This window comes from Streptococcus sp. 2018037, from assembly GCF_019754195.1.
GTDB lineage: Bacteria > Bacillota > Bacilli > Lactobacillales > Streptococcaceae > Streptococcus > Streptococcus hashimotonensis.
In genome coordinates this window covers 1-17,689 of sequence record NZ_JAIJZQ010000003.1, presented here as the reverse complement: position 1 = coordinate 17,689, position 17,689 = coordinate 1, and the positions used below count along the sequence as shown (strand labels likewise).

Sequence of the window (17,689 nt, the reverse complement as noted above, 5' to 3'; positions counted from 1 at the left end):
TAACAGGATAATTTTTTATAGGCTACTAAAAATCCCCCGTAATAAATCTTATTACGGGAGATTTTCGTTTATGAGTATAAAGGGAAGTTATTGATATTTATTTGAAAAATTATCTTTAAAATTAAGTATTTGTTTGTGAACACAAATTTTTATAATTTACTAAAGAAAAATGGTGGAGTAAACTGTTTCAAGTGCTCGAAGCAAGCTTGTGCCCCCTCGACATCTTCACAAATGATGAGACAGACATCGTCACCGCAGACGGTCGCTACAATTTGAGGAATTTCCATGGCATCCAAAATAGAACCGAATGAGTTGGCCAATCCAGGTAGGGTCTTGAGCACCACTTGATGTTGGATAGGTTTTAGCATGACCAAAGCATCTTCCATATAGAGTCGCAGTCGTTTTTCCCAGCGAGTAGGAGCAATGGGGTTGATGACATAGTGAGAAGAATCATCTTCGTTGACTTTGACAAGATTGAGCATCTTGATGTCACGGGAGAGGGTAGATTGGGTGACGGAGACTCCGTTGACCTCTAGTAATTCTTGCAATTCCTGCTGGGTATGTATTTTCTTCTCCATGATTAGAGACAGGATTAGCTGATGGCGGCTTTCAATCTTGTTCATAGGGCCCTCCTTGAGATGTAAGGAAAATAAAATCTGAACTCAGAATAAATTGGTGATAACAGCCTATTGAATAAACATTGCATCCCCAAAACTAAAGAAGCGGTAACGTTCTTCAACAGCATGTTTATAGGCATCTAACGTAAATTCTCTACCTGCAAAGGCAGAAACTAGCATAACCAAAGTAGATTTTGGTAGGTGGAAATTGGTTGAGAAGGCATCAACGATTCGGAAGATGTAGCCAGGTTTGATGAAGATATTTGTCCAACCAGAATCAGCTTCCAAACGGCCATCAAATTTATTACCGATGGTTTCGAGGGTGCGGATGGATGTTGTGCCGACTGCGACGATACGACCACCGCTATCTTTGACCTGATTGAGTGTTTGAGCAGCTTCTGCTGATAGGTTATAGAATTCCGAGTGCATTTCATGCTCATCAACGTTATCAACAGAGACTGGTCGGAAGGTCCCAAGCCCAACGTGAAGAGTCAGATAGACTAGTTTCACTCCTTTAGCTTCGATTTTTTCGAGTAATTCTTGGGTGAAATGTAGTCCAGCAGTTGGAGCTGCGGCAGAACCGTTTTCCTTGGCATAAACTGTTTGATAGCGTTCACGGTCTTCTAATTTTTCATGAATGTAAGGTGGAAGTGGCATTTCGCCTAGGCTTTCCAAGACTTCAAGGAAGATACCTTCATAGGAGAATTCAACAATTCTTCCACCGTGTTCTAATTCTTCTACGATAGTAGCAGTTAATCGTCCGTCACCAAAGGCAACTGTGGTACCGACTTTCAGGCGTTTTGCTGGTTTGGCAAGCACTTCCCACTGATCACCTTGGGTATTTTTCAAAAGCAAAAGCTCAACATGTCCCATAGTTTCAGGCTTGTAGCCATAGAGACGGGCAGGCAGAACACGTGTATTGTTCATGACCAGAGCATCACCGGGATTCAGCTGGTCGATGATATGGTCAAAGTGACTGTCAACCATGCTCCGTTTTTCGCGGTCGAGGATCAATAGTTTAGAGCTGTCGCGCTTTTCAAGGGGAACTTGAGCGATAAGCTCTTCGGGTAAATCAAAATCAAAATCTGCAGTATTCATATTCACTCCTTAGACTAAAATAAAATATAGGTAAAATAAATCAATAGGGCAAATGGCAAAGCCACCAATAGACTACCAATCAGGTAGAAAATAAACTTTAGGACCTTTGATTTAGAAATAAAATAGCCAGTAAGGCAGAACAGAATACCAATAAAAAATAAGTAAAAAAGCACATCTGTCATAAATGTATTATATCATAGTTAGACACTTTAGTCTTTATGGAGTGAGAAGAGATTTAAAATTATTTGTGTTGATTTAATACTCTATAGGAATAAATTCTTGACAAAAATTGGTCTATACCATATAATAAAGAAAAAACTAGAAATGGTATAGACCAAAGAGGTGTGTTATGAAAATTCATGTAGTAAACAATCAAGTTGAAGGAGCAACTGTAGCATTAGACATTTTGAGAGAAAAAATGAACGGAGGTGCCAAGGTATTAGGTTTGGCAACAGGCTCCAGTCCGTTAGAATTTTACAGATTGATTCGTGAGTCGGATTTAGACTTTTCGGATGTGACATCTGTAAACTTGGATGAGTATGTCGGTTTAGGTGAGGAGAGTGACCAATCCTATATTCATTTTATGAAGGAAAATCTTTTCAATGCCAAACTGTTTAAACAATCTTTTTTACCGAATGGTTTGGCGACAGATGTAGTTGCTGAAACAGAACGTTACAATAAAATTTTAGCTGAACATCCAGTTGATTTTCAAATTTTGGGTATCGGTCGCAACGGCCATATCGGTTTCAACGAACCAGGTGCTCCATTTGATGGTCAGACCCATCTGGTTGAATTGGCGCCATCAACCATCGAAGCCAATGCTCGCTTCTTTGCGGATCCAGAGGAAGTGCCTAAACAGGCTATCTCAATGGGCATCGCCAACATTATGGCAGCCAAGACCATTGTCCTCATGGCTTATGGTCAGGAAAAAGCTGACGCCATTAAGGCGACTGTGGAAGGTCCTGTGACAGAAGATGTCCCAGCAAGCGTCCTCCAAAACCATGACGATGTCGTTCTTATCCTCGACCAAGCCGCAGCAAGTAAATTAGTGTAGTATGTTGTAAACGATTATTCTTAGACATAAAGTTGGTTGCAACAGTACAATAAGTATAATTTCTGAATGAATCTAGGTTCTTTTTCCATTGTGAATTTGACAAAAATTGTGAAAAGGCATGTAACTTATATTTTTAAGGGCATGCCTTTTGCTATTCTGATAATCCATATCAGTTGTTATATATTGAATGGATTATAACATTAAGTTGGATTTGAGAGAAACTTTCAACAAGAGGTATTGCTATCCTTTATCATGTTGAAAATTGATAGGAACAAGTGAAATAGGCGAAGCAGTATCATTTTCTCTACGTTTTGTATAACGTTTTCATTTTTTTCAGGTAGTTTTCTGGTTTTTATATAATCTTTTTCTAAAGTTGGTTTTTGAGTTATTTTTTTGTGCTATACTGTTACTACGTTTCCGATAGGAGGAAGCAAATATCTATACAAAGGAGATGTTTCATCATGAAACATATTGTAACAAAACATAATTATAAAGTTGGCGCATGCGCTATGGCACTTGCATTGTTGATGACTACTGCAGGTGGTGCAGTTGCAAATGCAGAGCAACGACTAACATCAACAGGCAATATTTCAGAACGAGGAGATAGTGTCCTTCTAGCAACTCCAGCCCAAAATCAAGGTTTTCAAAATGGTGGAGTTCACAACTTAGAGTCTATCAACTCACCTATGCATCAAGTAGCCCCTTCTGGACAAAAAACATCATGGTTTGGTTCATTTTGGGGTGGTGTAAAAAAATTCTGGAAAGCACTCTGTTGTGGAGTTGGATGGTGTTAAGTAGAATGTTTACTATTTAGAGTTATAATCTTGTAATATTTAGTCAATTAATTTGCAAATCCTTCATACTTCACTAACTTTCTTAAATTATTTAATTTTCTATATATTACCCTCTTAGAAATCTTTTTCATCTATACATTCATAACTTTAATAATATAACTCGAATTAGTATGCCCTCTATGAAAATAGAGGGTTTTAAACATTTTAGAGATATTTTTTCTTTATTATCACAATTATTCGAGACAAGTTTTTTGAACCACAAACATTGCATGTATATTTTTTATCTTTATATTAATATTTCCATATCTTGGAGTTTTATAGTTTTTTATCTAACCTTTTTCTAAAGTTGGAATTTGAGTTGTCTGTTTGTGCTATACTATCACTTGTAGAGACGAATATCGTATAAAGGAGATATTTCAACAATGAAGCAACTTGTAACAAAACGTAGTTATAAAATTGGTTTGAGTGCCATGGCTTTGGCCTTGCTAATGACCACTGCAGGTGGCGCAACTGCACATGCAAGTACGGAGACCTACAGTGTCGAAACCCGAGGTGATACCAAAGTGTATAGGCTGTTGGAAGCTCCAGCGGAGTCTTTTGCACAGGGGAGCATAGTTTTGAAACCTGTGAATAATTCTACAACTAAACCATCTGAAACCAAATCATGGTTTGATTCTTTTTGGAGTAGTGTAAAAACATTCTGGGAAGCGTTCTGTCGTGGAGTTGGATGGTGTTAAGTAGAATGTTTACTATCTAGAGTTATATTCTTGTAATATTTAGTCAATTAAATTTGCAAATCCTTCATACCTTCATTAATCTTTCTTAAATTTTTAATTTTCTATATATTACCCTCTTAAATATTACCCTCTTAAAAATCTTTTTCATCTATACATTCATAACTTTAATAATATAACTCAAAATAGTATGCCCTCTATGAAAATAGAGGGTTTTAAATTTTTTAGAGATATTCTTTTTTATTGCTTCGCTTATTCGAGACAAGGTTCTCTTGAACGGAGCGTATCCTATTTCCTAATTTTTATATTAATATTTTTATTTTTTGGAATTTAATGGTTTTTTATCTAATCTTTCTCTAAAGTTGAGATTTACATTATTTTTTTGTGCTATACTGGCATTACATTGTCTAAAAAAGGGCGAATTGTATAAAGGAGACATTTCAAAAATGAAACGTATTGTAACAAAACGTAGTTATAAAGTTGGTCTGTGTGCTATGGCTCTTGCTCTGCTGATGAGCACTGCAGGTGGTGTAACTGCTGGTGCACAAGACTATAGTGTCAAATCATCAGGGACTCTTAAGCCAATAGGATATAAGGTTTTTATGATTACAGAGCATAGTCCTTCTTATACTATGAATGAGGGAGTTGAAAATTTGAGATCTATTAATGGTCAGGATGCTGATTCAGCTAATTCATCTGATTCTTGGTTTTGGAACTTATGGAAGAAGTTCAAAACAGTTTTCCAAAAATTTATTCACAGTGGAGTACGTCGTGGTTTCGGTGTGAAAAATTTGTTCAATAATAGATGGTGGTAATCTAGAATTTATTTATCAAAAAATATATGTAAAGTTATTGTGTAAATTTTAATATGTAAATCTTGGTAATTTTTCTATATTACCCTTTAAAAATCTTTTATATATATTTATAACCTCAATATAGCATTCCTGCCATTGCTCTTTTGGGTTGAGGTAGGTTTCGTTTTTACAAAAGGAGACATTTCATGAAACGAGCTAATTCAAAACTAGCAGCTTTAACACTCATTACAACTCTTGCGGTTGCAACTTTTGCTAGCACAACCGCCCACGCAAATGACAATATTAATGCAGGAGATCAGACTGTAGCACGAGGATATAATCCGATAAATGAAAACTCTTTGAAGAATGCTCTCAAAAATCCGAACTCAAAGGAGTATAGAATTATTGCAAAATTTCCTAAAAATACTAATTTAGAAAATAAAGGTGTCAGCATGCTTGGACCAATTAAAATGAGTCCAGAATCTCCTGAAAACTCTTCATGGTTTTGGAAGCTTTGGAATCGTTTTACAACTTTTGTCAAAAATATTTTTAGCTAAGATTTCTATTTTTTGTTGACTTCATATGGATAGAGAACAGTGGTTCATTTGAGCCTTTATTCAAATGAAAAGCGTATGAAATATTGGAGAGATCTAGGCATCTAAACCAGAGATTGTGCAAGAAATTATGTAATAGACCTCACATTTTTTGCGAATGAGATGTTGACACGAATTCCATATTTCTTGAGTCTCGGTTGTAATTTTTCTTAGATAAATTAAAGAGTGAAAAGTTTAGGATATTGTAATTGTTCTAAACTTTTTATATTGCATTGATAAAAAATACAGTCTTTGTATAACAGGCATATTCTTGTATTTTTTAGTGAAAAAAGAAATAAATTGACAAAATTATGGTAAAATATAGGTTGATTTAAAATTAATCATTTAATGAATAATGAGTTCGAAGTAAGTCAAGATTGACTAGACATTGTATTTAAAGCAATTCACAAGAATAAGAGATGGAAGGAGATAGAACATGCAACATCCAGTTGTACGATTTATCTGTAGAACCCTGTTCTATTTTTTTATATTGTTACTACTTTTGTATCTGTATAGTTATTTAGACATTGGACAGGGAGGATTTATCTATAATGAGTTTTAAGGAGGAGAGTATAAAAATGATTAGCAGCATGTTAGAGCGGGTAGAGCATTTTGCAACAGAAAATCCTGACTACCCTGTTTACCATCATCTAGGACAGTTGTATAGTTATGGGGATTTAAAGGCAGATTCAGATTCTTTAGCAGCCCATATTGATAGTTTGGATTTACCAGCAAACTCTCCTGTCCTTGTTTTTGGCGGACAGGAGTACCAGATGTTGGCAATCTTTGTTGCCTTAACCAAGGCTGGTCATCCGTATATCCCTGTAGATAGTCATTCTGCTTTGGATCGGATTGAAGCCATTCTGGAAATAGCAGAGCCGAGTTTGGTGTTTGCGGTAGCAGACTTTCCGCTAGAGACAAGTTTGCCAGTGCTTGGTTTGTCTGAAGTTGAAGCCATTTTTGAGAAGAAATCGACTTATCAGTTGATGCATCCTGTAAGCGGAGATGATACCTACTATATTATCTTCACTTCTGGGACGACGGGTAAACCAAAAGGGGTGCAAATTTCGCATGACAATTTGCTCAGCTTTACTAACTGGATGATAAGGGATAAGGAGTTTGCGCTACCAGAGCGACCACAAATGTTGGCTCAACCTTCCTATTCGTTTGACTTGTCGGTTATGTATTGGGCTCCGACGCTTGCCCTTGGTGGGACCTTATTTGCTCTACCGAAAGAGTTGACTTTGGATTTTAAGACCTTATTTGCAGCTATTCAAACTTTGCCATTTAAGATTTGGACTTCGACACCATCATTTGTAGATATGGCTTTGCTATCTCGTGAGTTCGATGGGGAACATTTACCAGATTTGACGCATTTCTATTTTGACGGAGAGGAGTTAACTGTAAAAACAGCTCAGAAGCTCCGCGAACGTTTTCCAAAAGCTGTGATTGTTAATGCTTATGGACCGACCGAAGCTACAGTCGCCTTATCAGCAGTTGCCATCACTGATGAGATGCTGGTGAATTATAAACGTTTGCCGATTGGTTATACCAAACCAGACTCGCCAACTTTTATTTTGGATGAGGATGGTCAAGTAGTACCGAATGGTCAACAGGGAGAAATTGTTGTATCAGGTCCTGCTGTCTCTAAAGGGTATTTGAATAATCCTGAGAGAACCGAGGCGGCATTTTTCCAGTTTGACGGCTTACAGGCCTATCATACTGGGGATTTGGGTGTAATGACAGATGAAGGTCTGTTACTCTATGGCGGACGTATGGATTTCCAAATTAAATATAATGGTTATCGTATCGAGTTGGAAGAAGTTGCCCAACACTTAAATAAATCGACCTACATTGAGGCTGCGGTGGCTGTTCCACGTTATAATGCTGACCATAAAGTGCAAAATCTGTTAGCTTATGTTGTTCCTAAAGCAGGGATTATGGAGCAGTTCGATCGAGAGTTGGAGTTAACCAAGGTCATCAAGCAGGAGTTAAAAGAACGGATGATGGATTATATGATGCCTTCGAAGTTTATTTATCGAGACAGTCTTCCTTTGACTGCAAATGGGAAGATTGATATTAAGGGGTTGATCGCTGAGGTGAATGCTCAATGATGGAGTTTTTCAAACAGCTACCTCAGTTAGAGCCTTATGGAAATCCATGGTACTTTTTCTATCTAGTCTTGGCGCTAGTACCAATTTTTATAGGACTCTTTTTTAAAAAACGTTTCCCCTTGTATGAAACAGGTGTTAGTTTAGCCTTCATTGTCTTGATGTTTACAGGTACAAAGACAATGCAGTTGCTGTCTTTATTGGCCTATATTATTTGGCAGACAATGTTGATTTTTTTCTACAAGCATTATCGTCAACGGGCAAATCAAAGCTGGGTTTTCTATATAATTGTGTGTTTAGCTGTTTTTCCGTTGACTTGGGTAAAGTTGGTACCGACTTTTAGTCAGCATGGGGCAATTTTCGGTTTTTTAGGTATTTCTTATTTAACGTTTCGGTCGGTCGGAATGGTGATTGAAATGCGGGACGGTTTACTAACGGAATTTAGTTTGGGGAGTTTTCTGCGATTTTTGCTATTTATGCCAACTATTTCGAGTGGTCCTATTGATCGTTATAGACGGTTTACGGAAGATTACAAACAAATTCCAGAGCGAACTGAGTTATTAAATATGCTCGATCAGACTGTGCATTATATTATGATGGGCTTCTTATATAAGTTTATTCTAGCCTATTTTATCGGGCATACTTTACTGGAGCCTTTAAAGGCAGTAGCCTTGGATCAAGGTGGATGGTTTAACTTACCTACTATTGGAGTTATGTATCTTTATGGTTTTGAATTATTCTTTGACTTTGCAGGCTATTCCATGTTTGCCATAGGTATTTCCAATCTTATGGGTATTCGCTGCCCAATTAACTTTGATCAACCGTTCAAATCGCGTGATCTTAAGGAATTTTGGAATCGATGGCATATCAGCTTATCTTTTTGGTTCCGTGATTTCGTCTTCATGCGTCTGGTTAAGACTTTGTTGAAACATAAGGTTTTCAAAAATCGAAATACGGTATCTAATGTTGCCTATCTGCTAAATATGCTCTTGATGGGCTTGTGGCATGGTGTAACATGGTATTATATTGCATATGGTCTCTTTCATGCTTTGGGGTTGATCATCAATGATGCTTGGATTCGTAAGAAGAAATCAATTAATTTAGCTCGAAAAAAAGCTGGGCAAGAACCACTGCCGGATAATCGTTGGACGAGTTTCGCTGGTATGTTTGTGACCTTCCATACGGTCATGTTCTCTTTCTTGATATTTTCAGGATTTTTAGATAAATTGTGGTTCAAGTAGACAATAGGTAACGATTGTATGAATCGTAGAAAGGAATATAAAATGGATGTAAAAGAAACAATATTGAATATTATCGAAGAATTATTTATGGAAGATGTATCTGAAATGATGGATGAAGACCTATTTGATGCGGGTGTTTTAGATAGTATGGGGACTGTAGAACTTATTGTGGAGTTAGAAAGTCGTTTTAATATTACAGTTCCAGTTTCAGAGTTTGGTCGTGAAGATTGGAATACAGCTAACAAAATCATTTCTGGTGTTGTGGAGTTGATGCATGCGTAAGCAATTGTGGCAGATTTTTGGGCCTGTGATTTGTGCAACGTTTTTAGTTATTCTCACCTTGTTGTTTTTCCCGAGTGCTTCTCGGCCAAATTTCAAAGAAGAAAAACAAGATGCAGTAGCATTGTCTTATATTAGTTTTAAGAGCAAATATAAGAAAAATAGGGCTCTGGGAGACAAAAATCATCGTTTTGTTCCTTTCTTTGGGTCAAGTGAGTGGTCGCGTTTTGATAGTATGCATCCATCAGTGTTGGCAGATGCTTATCAGAGAGAGTATACTCCCTATTTGTTAGGACAACGTGGTGCAGCTTCGCTGACACAATATTTTGGCATGCAACAGATTGGGGAACATTTAAAAAATAGTCAGGCTATCTATGTTGTTTCTCCTCAATGGTTTTCACCAAAAGGGGCATCATCTAAAGCATTTGAACAATATTTTAGTAGTGATCAAGCCACTCATTTTCTGCAAACAAGTGCTGGGGATGACTATGATAGATATGCAGCAAAGCGTTTCTTAGAGCTTAAATCAGACTATAGTTTGACAGGAATGTTTCAAAAAGTAGCTAGTGGTAAGGAATTGTCGAAATGGGATAGAGAACAGTTGATCTGGCAAGCCTATTTATTAGAAAAGCAAGATGCCTTATTTAGTCGCTTTGCTGATTCTGGTAGTAATTTAGGATTGGTAGAAACGGAAGCGATGAAACTTCCAGAGACTTTTTCCTATGACCGCTTGAGTAAAGTGGCTAATAAGGACGGGAGTCGTTCTACTCAATCAAATGATTTCCAAATTGATGATAGGTTTTATAGAAATCGCCTTCAGTCAAAAATCAAAAAACTCAAACAATCCCAGACAAAAATATCTTATCTGCAATCACCGGAGTACAATGATTTTCAGCTGGTTTTGAATGAATTTGCTAAACATCAGACCGATGTGCTATTTGTAATTCCCCCGGTTAATGAACGCTGGATGAACTACACTGGTCTCAATAAAGATATGTATCGGGCAACAGTAGCAAAGATTAAGTACCAGTTGACCAGTCAAGGTTTCAATCATATTGCTGATTTGTCGGAGCAGGGGGGGATAGATTATTTTATGCAAGATACGATCCACATCGGTTGGCAAGGCTGGCTGGAGCTTGATAAGTATATCCACCCATTCTTGACAGAACAACAGGCGCCTGTTCATTATCAGCTAAAAAAAGAATTTTTAACTTCCGAATGGGCTACGTACAAGGGAGATTTTAACCTATTTTTGAAATAGTTAGATACAGTTATAATAAAAAGCAAGAAGGCTTTGAATTAGGAAGTCTCCTTGCTTTTTTTGTACGAATCCCGAGAAAAACTTGTTTTTAGTCCAGAGAGAAGTGAAAGAGGCTTATACTCATTTAAAATCAAAAATAGCCACCTACCACTCCAAGTGGATATGGAGCGTTTCGATTTTGTTATTTTTTTAGAAGAAAACAGCTACTTGAAATCCACAATCCTCAACTCAAACTTATAAATTAAGGTTTCACATGTTATAAGTAGCTTAGACTTGCTATTTTTGATTTTTATTGAGTATTAAAACGTACGAAGGCGACACGTCTACAAGATAATTACTATAGGTTACAAGAGAGTCCAGATTTGCAGGAGTTAAATAGACTTCTAGGAATTAAGTGGAATCGGAGGCTAAAGTTTGAGGAATTTAGTAAAACCTACTTGCCTTTAGTTTTCAAGTGTCCAGTCCAAGTAAGGGCCAACTGGGACAATACCTGTTGGGTTAATGGTCTTGTGGCTATCATAATAATGCTGCTTGATATGGTTGAAGTCTACCGTTTCCGCAATACCAGCATGATTGTAGAGTCGCTTAGTGTAATTCCACAGATTTGGATAGTCAACCAAGGCCTTTATATTACATTTAAAATGCCCAAAGTAAACTGGATCAAACCGCGCTAATGTAGTAAAGAGACGAAGGTCTGCTTCCGTTAATTGATTGCCCACCAGATAGTCCTTGTCTGCCAAATGCTCTTCCAATTTATCCAAGGCGGCAAAAAGGTTCTTGACCTCTTTTTCATAAACTTTTTGGTTGGTTGAAAATCCAGCCTTGTAGACTCCGTTGTTGATGTTTGGATAGATAAAATCATTCATGGCATCAATCTCGGCTTGCAGGTTTGCTGGATAATAGTCATCGTAATTTCCAGTAATATCATTAAAAGCAGAGTTAAACATGCGCATGATTTCAGCCGATTCATTGCTGACGATGGTATTTGTTTCTTTGTCCCAAAGGACAGGAACGGTCACACGGCCAGTGTAATTTTGGTCTGCTTTCAAATAAACTTGATAAAGATAGTCGCTGTTAAAGAGGGAATCCTTGATAACACCAGGTCCATCCGCGAAAGTCCAACCATTTTCCAACATGAGCGGATGGACGATTGACAGGGAAATATGGTCTTCCAAACCCTTCAATTTTCGCATGATTAAGGTCCGACTGGCCCAAGGACAGGCAAAAGAAATGTAGAGATGGTAACGTCCTGATTCAGCCTTAAAACCACCCTCACCTGTCGGTCCTGCTTGTCCATCAGGTGTAATCCAGTTGCGAAATTGTGTTACGGTACGGACAAATTTACCGCCTGTTGACTTGGTGTCATACCATTGATCCACCCATTTGCCATCTTGTAAAAGTCCCATAAAGTTCTCCTTTATTATAAAAAGTAGGAAATCCAAGCAAACTGGATTTCATCTGCAAATATATATCACTAATTAGTATTATAATCTTTTTTCAATCAAAGTCAAGACCTAGGTTTTATGCTAGAATAGAGATATGAGATTGGACAAATGTTTAGAGAAAGCCAAGATTGGCTCGCGTAAGCAAGTTAAAAAACTTTTCAAAGCCCAGCAAATCAAGATTAATGGACAAGCAGCTCAAAGCCTAAGTCAGATCGTCGATCCTGAACTCCAAGAGATTCAGGTGGCAGGGCGAAAAATCGAGATAAAAGGCTCGGTCTACTATTTACTCAACAAACCAGCAGGAGTCGTTTCTGCTGTGACAGACCAAGAGCATCAGACAGTCATCGACTTGATTTCTTCGCAAGACAGTAGGGAAGGTCTCTACCCCGTCGGTCGCCTGGACAGGGATACCGAGGGCCTAGTCCTCATTACCAACAATGGTCCGCTCGGTTATCGTATGCTCCATCCCAGCCACCATGTGGACAAGGTCTACTATGTGGAGGTCAACGGCCCCTTAGGTCCAGATGCCCCGACATTTTTGGCTTCAGGTGTTACCTTTTTGGACGGCACTCGTTGCCAGCCTGCAGATTTGACAATTTTGGAGGCTTCTTTGGACCATAGCAGAGCGACCATCAAGCTAGCAGAAGGCAAGTTTCATCAGGTCAAAAAGATGTTTTTAGCCTATGGTGTCAAGGTCACTTATCTCAAGCGGATTTCCTTTGGAGGTTTTGAGCTGGGGGATTTGGAACGAGGTGCATACAGACAACTCACTCCAAATGAATTGGAACATTTATTCACTTATTTTGACTAGAGGAGGATATATAATGAGCATTTATAATTTTACAGTACAAAAACAAGATGGCACAGACCAGGCCATGGCTGATTATCAAGGACAGGTGCTTTTGATTGTCAATACGGCACCAGGTTGTGGGTTGGCACCTCAATACAAGGAACTACAGGATCTATATGGTTGCTATAAAGAAAAGGGTTTTGTCGTGCTCGATTTTCCTTGCAATCAATTTTTAAATCAGGCTCCCGGTTCTGCTGAAGAAATCAATCAGACCTGTAGTTTGACTTATGGAACAACCTTTCCTCGCTTTGCAAAAATTGAAGTGAACGGTGCAGGAGCTAGTCCGCTATATCGCTATCTTAAGAAAGAAAAATCGACCTTATTAGGAGGTCGAATCGAGTGGAATTTTACCAAGTTTTTGGTGGATAGACAAGGGCGTGTGGTTAAACGATATTTACCAACAACTAGTCCATTAAAACTTAAAGAGGATATTGAACTTTACCTAGAAAAATAATAAGAAGGCTGGAGTCATCTAGCCTTCTTGTTTTAGTAACCACAGAAAATAGGGGGCGCCGATAAGGGAGACGATGATGCCGGTTGGGATGCCTGTTCCGACAAGTAGTACTCGTCCTATGGTATCCGCTAGAAGTAGAATGAAGCTTCCTATTATCATAGTAGCTGGAATGATGACACGATGGTCATTTCCTAACCATTTGCGCACAATGTGACCAGCAATGAGACCGACGAAGGTGATATTACCAACTAAAATGACACTAAGAGAGGCTAGGGCGGTAGCCAATACCAAGGTAATCCGCCTTTCACGCTGTAAGTGGAGTCCCAAAGCCATGGCTGTCTGGTCGTTTAGATTCATAATATTGAGTGAGCGACTTCGACTAAACGTTGCCAGCCATATCAAGAGAAGAAGAGGAGTATAGATTGCGATAGTTTTCCAATCTCCACCATTTACTCGACCACTGAGCCACTGGACAATGTATTCCATCTTAAAGTCATCTAATTGGCTGATGATGCTAACCATAATACCAGATAACATGCTCGAAATTCCAACTCCCGTGATAATTAAGCGTGCAGGATGGATGCCGTACAGCTTCTTACGTGCAATCCAGTAAACTAGAAAAATGGTTAATCCACCGCCCATCATAGCAAATAGAGGCATGAGACTCAATAAGACAGGGCTGATTTTTGAAGAGAGACCGACAAATAGTGCCACAACAAGACCAGCTCCTGCGTTGATTCCTAATATTCCAGAATCTGCCAGAGGATTGCGGGTCAAAGTTTGTAGCAACAAACCCGCCAAAGCCAGAGAAGCCCCTCCGATAATGGAGGCGATTATTCTAGGTAAGCGAATTCGCCCAATGATAAGTAGAGTCGATGAACTGGCACGACCACTCATGATGTCAATGAGATCAGAAAAGGATGAATTGCTATAGCCGATAGATAAGGAAAGTAGGAAAATGACAAATAAAAGGATTAGTAGGAATGTGAATATTTTTAGAGAGTTGTGATGTCTTATCAAAAGTGTTTCTCCTTTCTAATCAACCATAGGAAGCAAGGGAGACCAATGATACTGATGACTGCGCTAATGGGAGTTTCAACAGGTGGATTGATAGAACGGCAAACCAAATCTACCCAGATGAGGAAACTAGCCCCTGCAAAGGCAGTTAATGGCAAGAGTAGCTTGTAATTTTTCCCTGTAAACATGCGGATAAAGTGAGGAATAATGAGCCCGACAAAAGAAAGTGAGCCCACAAGAGCTACCGCAGAAGCTGAGAGTAGAAGGACAATTCCCAACAAAATCAAGGTCATCAGTAAGGTTCGTTGCCCTAGATTTTTAGCAACGGTTTCGTTGAGACTCAGGATGGTCAGCTGATGTGAAAAGAGTTGAGCAAGGATGAGGCCAATGATGATAAGAGGAGCGATGATGGCCAGCATCTTCCAGTTTACCTGTACCAATCCCCCTGCTTGCCAGCCAATCACTGCAGTTGATAAATCAAAGTAGATAGTAATAGCTTGACCAATAGCAGAAAATAGACTTGCTACCATGGCACCAGATAAAATTAACCGTAGTTGATTGTAGCCTTTTTGTACCTGATAAGCTAGACCAAAGACTAGACCGGCTGCCAGACAGGAGCCCAGTAAACATATTAATAAAATTTGACTGTAGTGCAAACCACCGAATAGAGCATAGGCAACAATGAGAGCCAGTCCTGCGCCAGCATTGATTCCTAATAAGCCAGGATCAGCAATCGGATTACGTGTAATTCCTTGCATCATTGCCCCAGCTTGAGCCATGGCAGCTCCTACCAAGATGGCGGCTACCATTCTAGGTAAACGCAAATCGATGATAACATCCTGAGCGGAAGAATCTGTCAGTGGATGCTTTAGGGTTTCTATCAGTTGTTGGTGGCTATAAGAAATAGCTCCAAAGCGTAAACTAAGATAGACTCCAGCTATGAAAGAAAGACAGATGATGAAAAAAACAAGCCAAATATTCTTTGGCTTTGTTTTGGGATAATGAGAACTCGCTAGTTTGTTCATATATCCAGTCCTTTTACTGAAGTTTTTGAATTTCTGAGACAAAGGCGTCAATTTGTAAATCTAAAGACATCGGATCGGAGAAGTAGAAAAGGTTATAGTCTATCTCGATGACGTGACCATTCTTTACAGCAGGTAGATTTTTCCAAATATCACTTTCTTTGAGAGAGGCAGCTGCTTCTTTTGTTTTATCATTGACGTTAACAAGGACATAGTCGCCAACATATTCTGGAAGAGCTTCTTGAGATACCCCAAACCAGCCTTCTTTATTGATGATGTCTTCTTGAACCTTTGCAGGAGCGGCAAAACCGAGAGCGCGATAGATTAATTCTCCCCCACGACCAAAGTTATTACCATAAAGGAAGATGTTCTTATCGAAGAAGTCCATGACGGTAAATGTTGAACTTGTATCAATCAATCCTTTCAATTCCTCTTTCGCAGTAGCAACTTTCTTATCCCATTGATCTAACCAGGCTTGTGCTTCCTTTTCTTTTCCAAAAATCTGACCAATATCTGTCAGCATTTTTAAGTAGTCACTCTTTCCATAAGTGATTTCAATAACTGGAGCAATTTCTTTCAGTGTTTCTAAGTTATCATCACCAGCAAATACTAGAATGACATCTGGCTTTTGTGCGGCAATCGCTTCTGTATCTGCCGTTGTCAATTGTGGAACATCCTTTAGTTTGTCTCCAAAGACGGGACTATTTTTCTCTAAATCTAGACTATAGCTAGATACATCAATTCCTAATTGTAAGAGATAGCCTGTGTAAGAGTAAGCAAAGTTGACAACTTTTTTAGGATTTTTTGGAATGTCACCGTGGTAAGTAATGCCTTCAATCTTTGGCATGCTAGACAATTCTACGTCTGTTGAAGAGGAAGAGTTAGAACAAGCTGTTAAGAAAACCAGCCCAACAAATAAACTAAAAATAGCTAAAAACTTTTTCATTTTTTCTCCTTATTATTTTTTTAAATCGTAAGTTAGCAAAATAGGGTAATCTTGACCAGCAACCTGCATCAATTGAGGTTCAATGCTAAAAATGTCCCTCAGTATCTCAGTTGTCATCATATTGGACACAGAACCATGGTAGCGAATATCTCCCTCTTTCATGGCAATCATATAATCTGAAAATCGAGCTGATAAATTGACATCGTGAAGGACCATCACAATGGTTTTCTGTCGGCTTTGATTCAGTTCTTTTAAAAGTTCTAAGACTTCCAATTGATGATTGAGATCAAGATAGGTTGTTGGTTCATCTAAGAAAATGGTATCCGTATCTTGGGCAAGTGCCATCGCAATCCAAACACGTTGCCTCTGACCACCTGATAAATCATCAACTGGTAACCTAGCGTAGGGAGCGGTCTGGGTGACTTCCAAGGCCCAGTTGATTTTCTCTCTATCCTGATCAGTGAGATGTCCCAGCCCATTTTGATGCGGAAAGCGACCATAGGAGACCAGTTCATAAACGGAAATCCCTTCTGTCGCTTCTAAGACCTGAGGGAGCAGGGCCAATTTTTTTGCAACTTCTTTGGTTGGCAGTTGTGAAATGGCTTGTCCATCTAAATAGATAGCCCCTTCTTGAACAGGAATAATCCTTGTCAACGCCTTAAGCAAGGTCGATTTTCCACAGCCATTGGCACCAATGATTGTAGTTATACTTCCTTTTGGAATACTTGTTGATAATTCATCAATGATAATCCGATTGTCGTAAGAGACTTGGATATTTTCCGCTTGAATCGAAGACACAAACTCCTCCTTTCCAGAATATGATTCATTAATAATTTGTTCCGACCAGTATTATATCAAAAAAATTTACCAAAACAAAGAGTTTTCTGAAAATTTTAATTTAATGAGAATCATTATAAAAAAAGAGGCTGGGCAAAAACTAGCCAGTAAATAAAAAACACAGACAGATTGAGCTGCTTCTGATGAAATCCAGCTGAACTGCCTGTGTTTTTCTTTCTGTTTCTACTCTTTTGGGCTAATTTCTTAGCCAATTTCGTTAGATTCATGCTCATTAGGAGGAATCCTATCTCTGTTTCAACCACCTTTTGACCTCTGACATGAACTCTGCGTACGCCAAAAATACCCTTCATCCTACCAAATACAGGTTCGACATCTACCTTGCGTTTGGCATAAATGCGGGCTCCCTCTTTACTTGTCAATTTCTCTTTGACTAAGTTCTTGAAATAGTTCCACGTAGGATTATACTGAATTTGTTTGAGGTTTCCTTTCTCTGTCCGTGCTAACTGGTCCAATTCCTCGCTAGCTTGTACTGGATCAGCTTCGTAAATCTTAATATCTTTCTCAAATCCATTCTGCTCCGT

Annotated in this window: 19 protein-coding genes and 1 pseudogene; 12 read left to right on the top strand and 8 right to left on the bottom strand. The window is 38.6% G+C overall.

The window, feature by feature from the left end:
• Nucleotides 1-149: 149 nt before the first annotated feature.
• Together K5Q29_RS01665 and queA are read right to left on the bottom strand one after the other, a co-directional pair.
• The gene (locus K5Q29_RS01665; RefSeq protein ID WP_002941715.1) at nt 150-623 is read right to left on the bottom strand and encodes an arginine repressor; all 474 of its coding nucleotides are present in this window, start codon (nt 621-623) and stop codon (nt 150-152) included.
• A gap of 63 nt (nt 624-686) precedes the next feature.
• Entirely contained in the window at nt 687-1,715 is a 1,029-nt protein-coding gene (gene queA / locus K5Q29_RS01660; protein WP_044678960.1) for a tRNA preQ1(34) S-adenosylmethionine ribosyltransferase-isomerase QueA, read from the bottom strand.
• A 349-nt stretch (nt 1,716-2,064) separates the two neighbouring features.
• Here queA and K5Q29_RS01655 point away from each other — a divergent pair, with 349 nt between their 5' ends.
• The 10 genes from K5Q29_RS01655 to dltD all read left to right on the top strand — a co-directional run bounded on the left by K5Q29_RS01655 (nt 2,065) and on the right by dltD (nt 10,576).
• Complete coding sequence (locus K5Q29_RS01655; protein WP_105139412.1) at nt 2,065-2,769, top strand: glucosamine-6-phosphate deaminase; 705 nt, start codon at nt 2,065-2,067, stop codon at nt 2,767-2,769.
• A gap of 461 nt (nt 2,770-3,230) precedes the next feature.
• Entirely contained in the window at nt 3,231-3,563 is a 333-nt protein-coding gene (locus K5Q29_RS01650) for an SSU0592/SSU0593 family protein (protein WP_024413511.1), read from the top strand.
• 422 nt (nt 3,564-3,985) lie between these two features.
• Nucleotides 3,986-4,300: an SSU0592/SSU0593 family protein gene (locus tag K5Q29_RS01645; protein ID WP_105139413.1), complete on the top strand. Its 315-nt coding sequence runs from the start codon at nt 3,986-3,988 to the stop codon at nt 4,298-4,300.
• 443 nt (nt 4,301-4,743) lie between these two features.
• The gene (locus K5Q29_RS01640; protein WP_105139414.1) at nt 4,744-5,112 is read left to right on the top strand and encodes an SSU0592/SSU0593 family protein; all 369 of its coding nucleotides are present in this window, start codon (nt 4,744-4,746) and stop codon (nt 5,110-5,112) included.
• A 185-nt stretch (nt 5,113-5,297) separates the two neighbouring features.
• Nucleotides 5,298-5,648 (top strand): hypothetical protein, encoded by a 351-nt coding sequence (locus K5Q29_RS01635; RefSeq protein ID WP_105139415.1) that lies wholly within the window; start codon nt 5,298-5,300, stop codon nt 5,646-5,648.
• Between the two features lie 472 nt (nt 5,649-6,120).
• Entirely contained in the window at nt 6,121-6,246 is a 126-nt protein-coding gene (dltX, locus tag K5Q29_RS01630; protein ID WP_002937209.1) for a teichoic acid D-Ala incorporation-associated protein DltX, read from the top strand.
• 16 nt (nt 6,247-6,262) lie between these two features.
• Nucleotides 6,263-7,798, top strand: a complete 1,536-nt coding sequence (gene dltA / locus K5Q29_RS01625) for a D-alanine--poly(phosphoribitol) ligase subunit DltA (protein WP_105139416.1) — start codon at nt 6,263-6,265, stop codon at nt 7,796-7,798.
• Nucleotides 7,795-9,036, top strand: a complete 1,242-nt coding sequence (dltB, locus tag K5Q29_RS01620) for a D-alanyl-lipoteichoic acid biosynthesis protein DltB (protein ID WP_105134750.1) — start codon at nt 7,795-7,797, stop codon at nt 9,034-9,036. Before dltA ends, dltB begins: the two co-directional genes overlap by 4 nt.
• 42 nt (nt 9,037-9,078) lie before the next feature.
• Complete coding sequence (gene dltC, locus K5Q29_RS01615; RefSeq protein ID WP_002937198.1) at nt 9,079-9,318, top strand: D-alanine--poly(phosphoribitol) ligase subunit DltC; 240 nt, start codon at nt 9,079-9,081, stop codon at nt 9,316-9,318.
• Nucleotides 9,311-10,576 carry a D-alanyl-lipoteichoic acid biosynthesis protein DltD gene (gene dltD / locus K5Q29_RS01610; RefSeq protein WP_105139417.1) on the top strand — a complete coding sequence of 422 codons (1,266 nt, stop codon included), beginning with the start codon at nt 9,311-9,313 and terminating at the stop codon, nt 10,574-10,576. The genes dltC and dltD overlap by 8 nt, the downstream gene beginning before the upstream one ends.
• Before the next feature lie 443 nt (nt 10,577-11,019).
• On the opposite strand, the gene K5Q29_RS01605 is transcribed toward dltD, so the two are convergent.
• Entirely contained in the window at nt 11,020-11,982 is a 963-nt protein-coding gene (locus K5Q29_RS01605; protein WP_205032545.1) for a glutathione S-transferase family protein, read from the bottom strand.
• Nucleotides 11,983-12,115: 133 nt separating this feature from the next.
• Between K5Q29_RS01605 and K5Q29_RS01600 the strand changes: the two genes are divergently transcribed.
• Nucleotides 12,116-12,832 carry a pseudouridine synthase gene (locus K5Q29_RS01600; protein ID WP_105139420.1) on the top strand — a complete coding sequence of 239 codons (717 nt, stop codon included), beginning with the start codon at nt 12,116-12,118 and terminating at the stop codon, nt 12,830-12,832.
• Nucleotides 12,833-12,845: 13 nt separating this feature from the next.
• Complete coding sequence (locus tag K5Q29_RS01595; RefSeq protein WP_105139421.1) at nt 12,846-13,325, top strand: glutathione peroxidase; 480 nt, start codon at nt 12,846-12,848, stop codon at nt 13,323-13,325.
• An 18-nt stretch (nt 13,326-13,343) separates the two neighbouring features.
• Here the strand turns inward: K5Q29_RS01595 and K5Q29_RS01590 are convergent, their stop codons facing one another.
• The 5 genes and pseudogenes from K5Q29_RS01590 to K5Q29_RS01570 all read right to left on the bottom strand — a co-directional run.
• A complete protein-coding gene (locus K5Q29_RS01590) occupies nt 13,344-14,345 on the bottom strand; it encodes an iron ABC transporter permease (RefSeq protein ID WP_053866960.1) in 1,002 nt (333 codons plus the stop codon).
• A complete protein-coding gene (locus K5Q29_RS01585) occupies nt 14,342-15,367 on the bottom strand; it encodes an iron ABC transporter permease (RefSeq protein ID WP_105139422.1) in 1,026 nt (341 codons plus the stop codon). The genes K5Q29_RS01590 and K5Q29_RS01585 overlap by 4 nt, the downstream gene beginning before the upstream one ends.
• A gap of 13 nt (nt 15,368-15,380) precedes the next feature.
• Complete coding sequence (locus tag K5Q29_RS01580; protein WP_024414534.1) at nt 15,381-16,310, bottom strand: ABC transporter substrate-binding protein; 930 nt, start codon at nt 16,308-16,310, stop codon at nt 15,381-15,383.
• Between the two features lie 12 nt (nt 16,311-16,322).
• Nucleotides 16,323-17,108 (bottom strand): ABC transporter ATP-binding protein, encoded by a 786-nt coding sequence (locus tag K5Q29_RS01575; protein WP_014636900.1) that lies wholly within the window; start codon nt 17,106-17,108, stop codon nt 16,323-16,325.
• A 226-nt stretch (nt 17,109-17,334) separates the two neighbouring features.
• Nucleotides 17,335-17,689, bottom strand: a pseudogene (locus K5Q29_RS01570) (transposase); the annotation flags it as partial.

Coding starts and splice junctions, on each gene's coding strand:
- K5Q29_RS01665 (WP_002941715.1), bottom strand. CDS start 623: ATGAACAAGATTGAAAGCCGCCATCAGCTAATCCTGTCTCTAATCATG.
- queA (WP_044678960.1), bottom strand. CDS start 1,715: ATGAATACTGCAGATTTTGATTTTGATTTACCCGAAGAGCTTATCGCT.
- K5Q29_RS01655 (WP_105139412.1), top strand. CDS start 2,065: ATGAAAATTCATGTAGTAAACAATCAAGTTGAAGGAGCAACTGTAGCA.
- K5Q29_RS01650 (WP_024413511.1), top strand. CDS start 3,231: ATGAAACATATTGTAACAAAACATAATTATAAAGTTGGCGCATGCGCT.
- K5Q29_RS01645 (WP_105139413.1), top strand. CDS start 3,986: ATGAAGCAACTTGTAACAAAACGTAGTTATAAAATTGGTTTGAGTGCC.
- K5Q29_RS01640 (WP_105139414.1), top strand. CDS start 4,744: ATGAAACGTATTGTAACAAAACGTAGTTATAAAGTTGGTCTGTGTGCT.
- K5Q29_RS01635 (WP_105139415.1), top strand. CDS start 5,298: ATGAAACGAGCTAATTCAAAACTAGCAGCTTTAACACTCATTACAACT.
- dltX (WP_002937209.1), top strand. CDS start 6,121: ATGCAACATCCAGTTGTACGATTTATCTGTAGAACCCTGTTCTATTTT.
- dltA (WP_105139416.1), top strand. CDS start 6,263: ATGATTAGCAGCATGTTAGAGCGGGTAGAGCATTTTGCAACAGAAAAT.
- dltB (WP_105134750.1), top strand. CDS start 7,795: ATGATGGAGTTTTTCAAACAGCTACCTCAGTTAGAGCCTTATGGAAAT.
- dltC (WP_002937198.1), top strand. CDS start 9,079: ATGGATGTAAAAGAAACAATATTGAATATTATCGAAGAATTATTTATG.
- dltD (WP_105139417.1), top strand. CDS start 9,311: ATGCGTAAGCAATTGTGGCAGATTTTTGGGCCTGTGATTTGTGCAACG.
- K5Q29_RS01605 (WP_205032545.1), bottom strand. CDS start 11,982: ATGGGACTTTTACAAGATGGCAAATGGGTGGATCAATGGTATGACACC.
- K5Q29_RS01600 (WP_105139420.1), top strand. CDS start 12,116: ATGAGATTGGACAAATGTTTAGAGAAAGCCAAGATTGGCTCGCGTAAG.
- K5Q29_RS01595 (WP_105139421.1), top strand. CDS start 12,846: ATGAGCATTTATAATTTTACAGTACAAAAACAAGATGGCACAGACCAG.
- K5Q29_RS01585 (WP_105139422.1), bottom strand. CDS start 15,367: ATGAACAAACTAGCGAGTTCTCATTATCCCAAAACAAAGCCAAAGAAT.
- K5Q29_RS01580 (WP_024414534.1), bottom strand. CDS start 16,310: ATGAAAAAGTTTTTAGCTATTTTTAGTTTATTTGTTGGGCTGGTTTTC.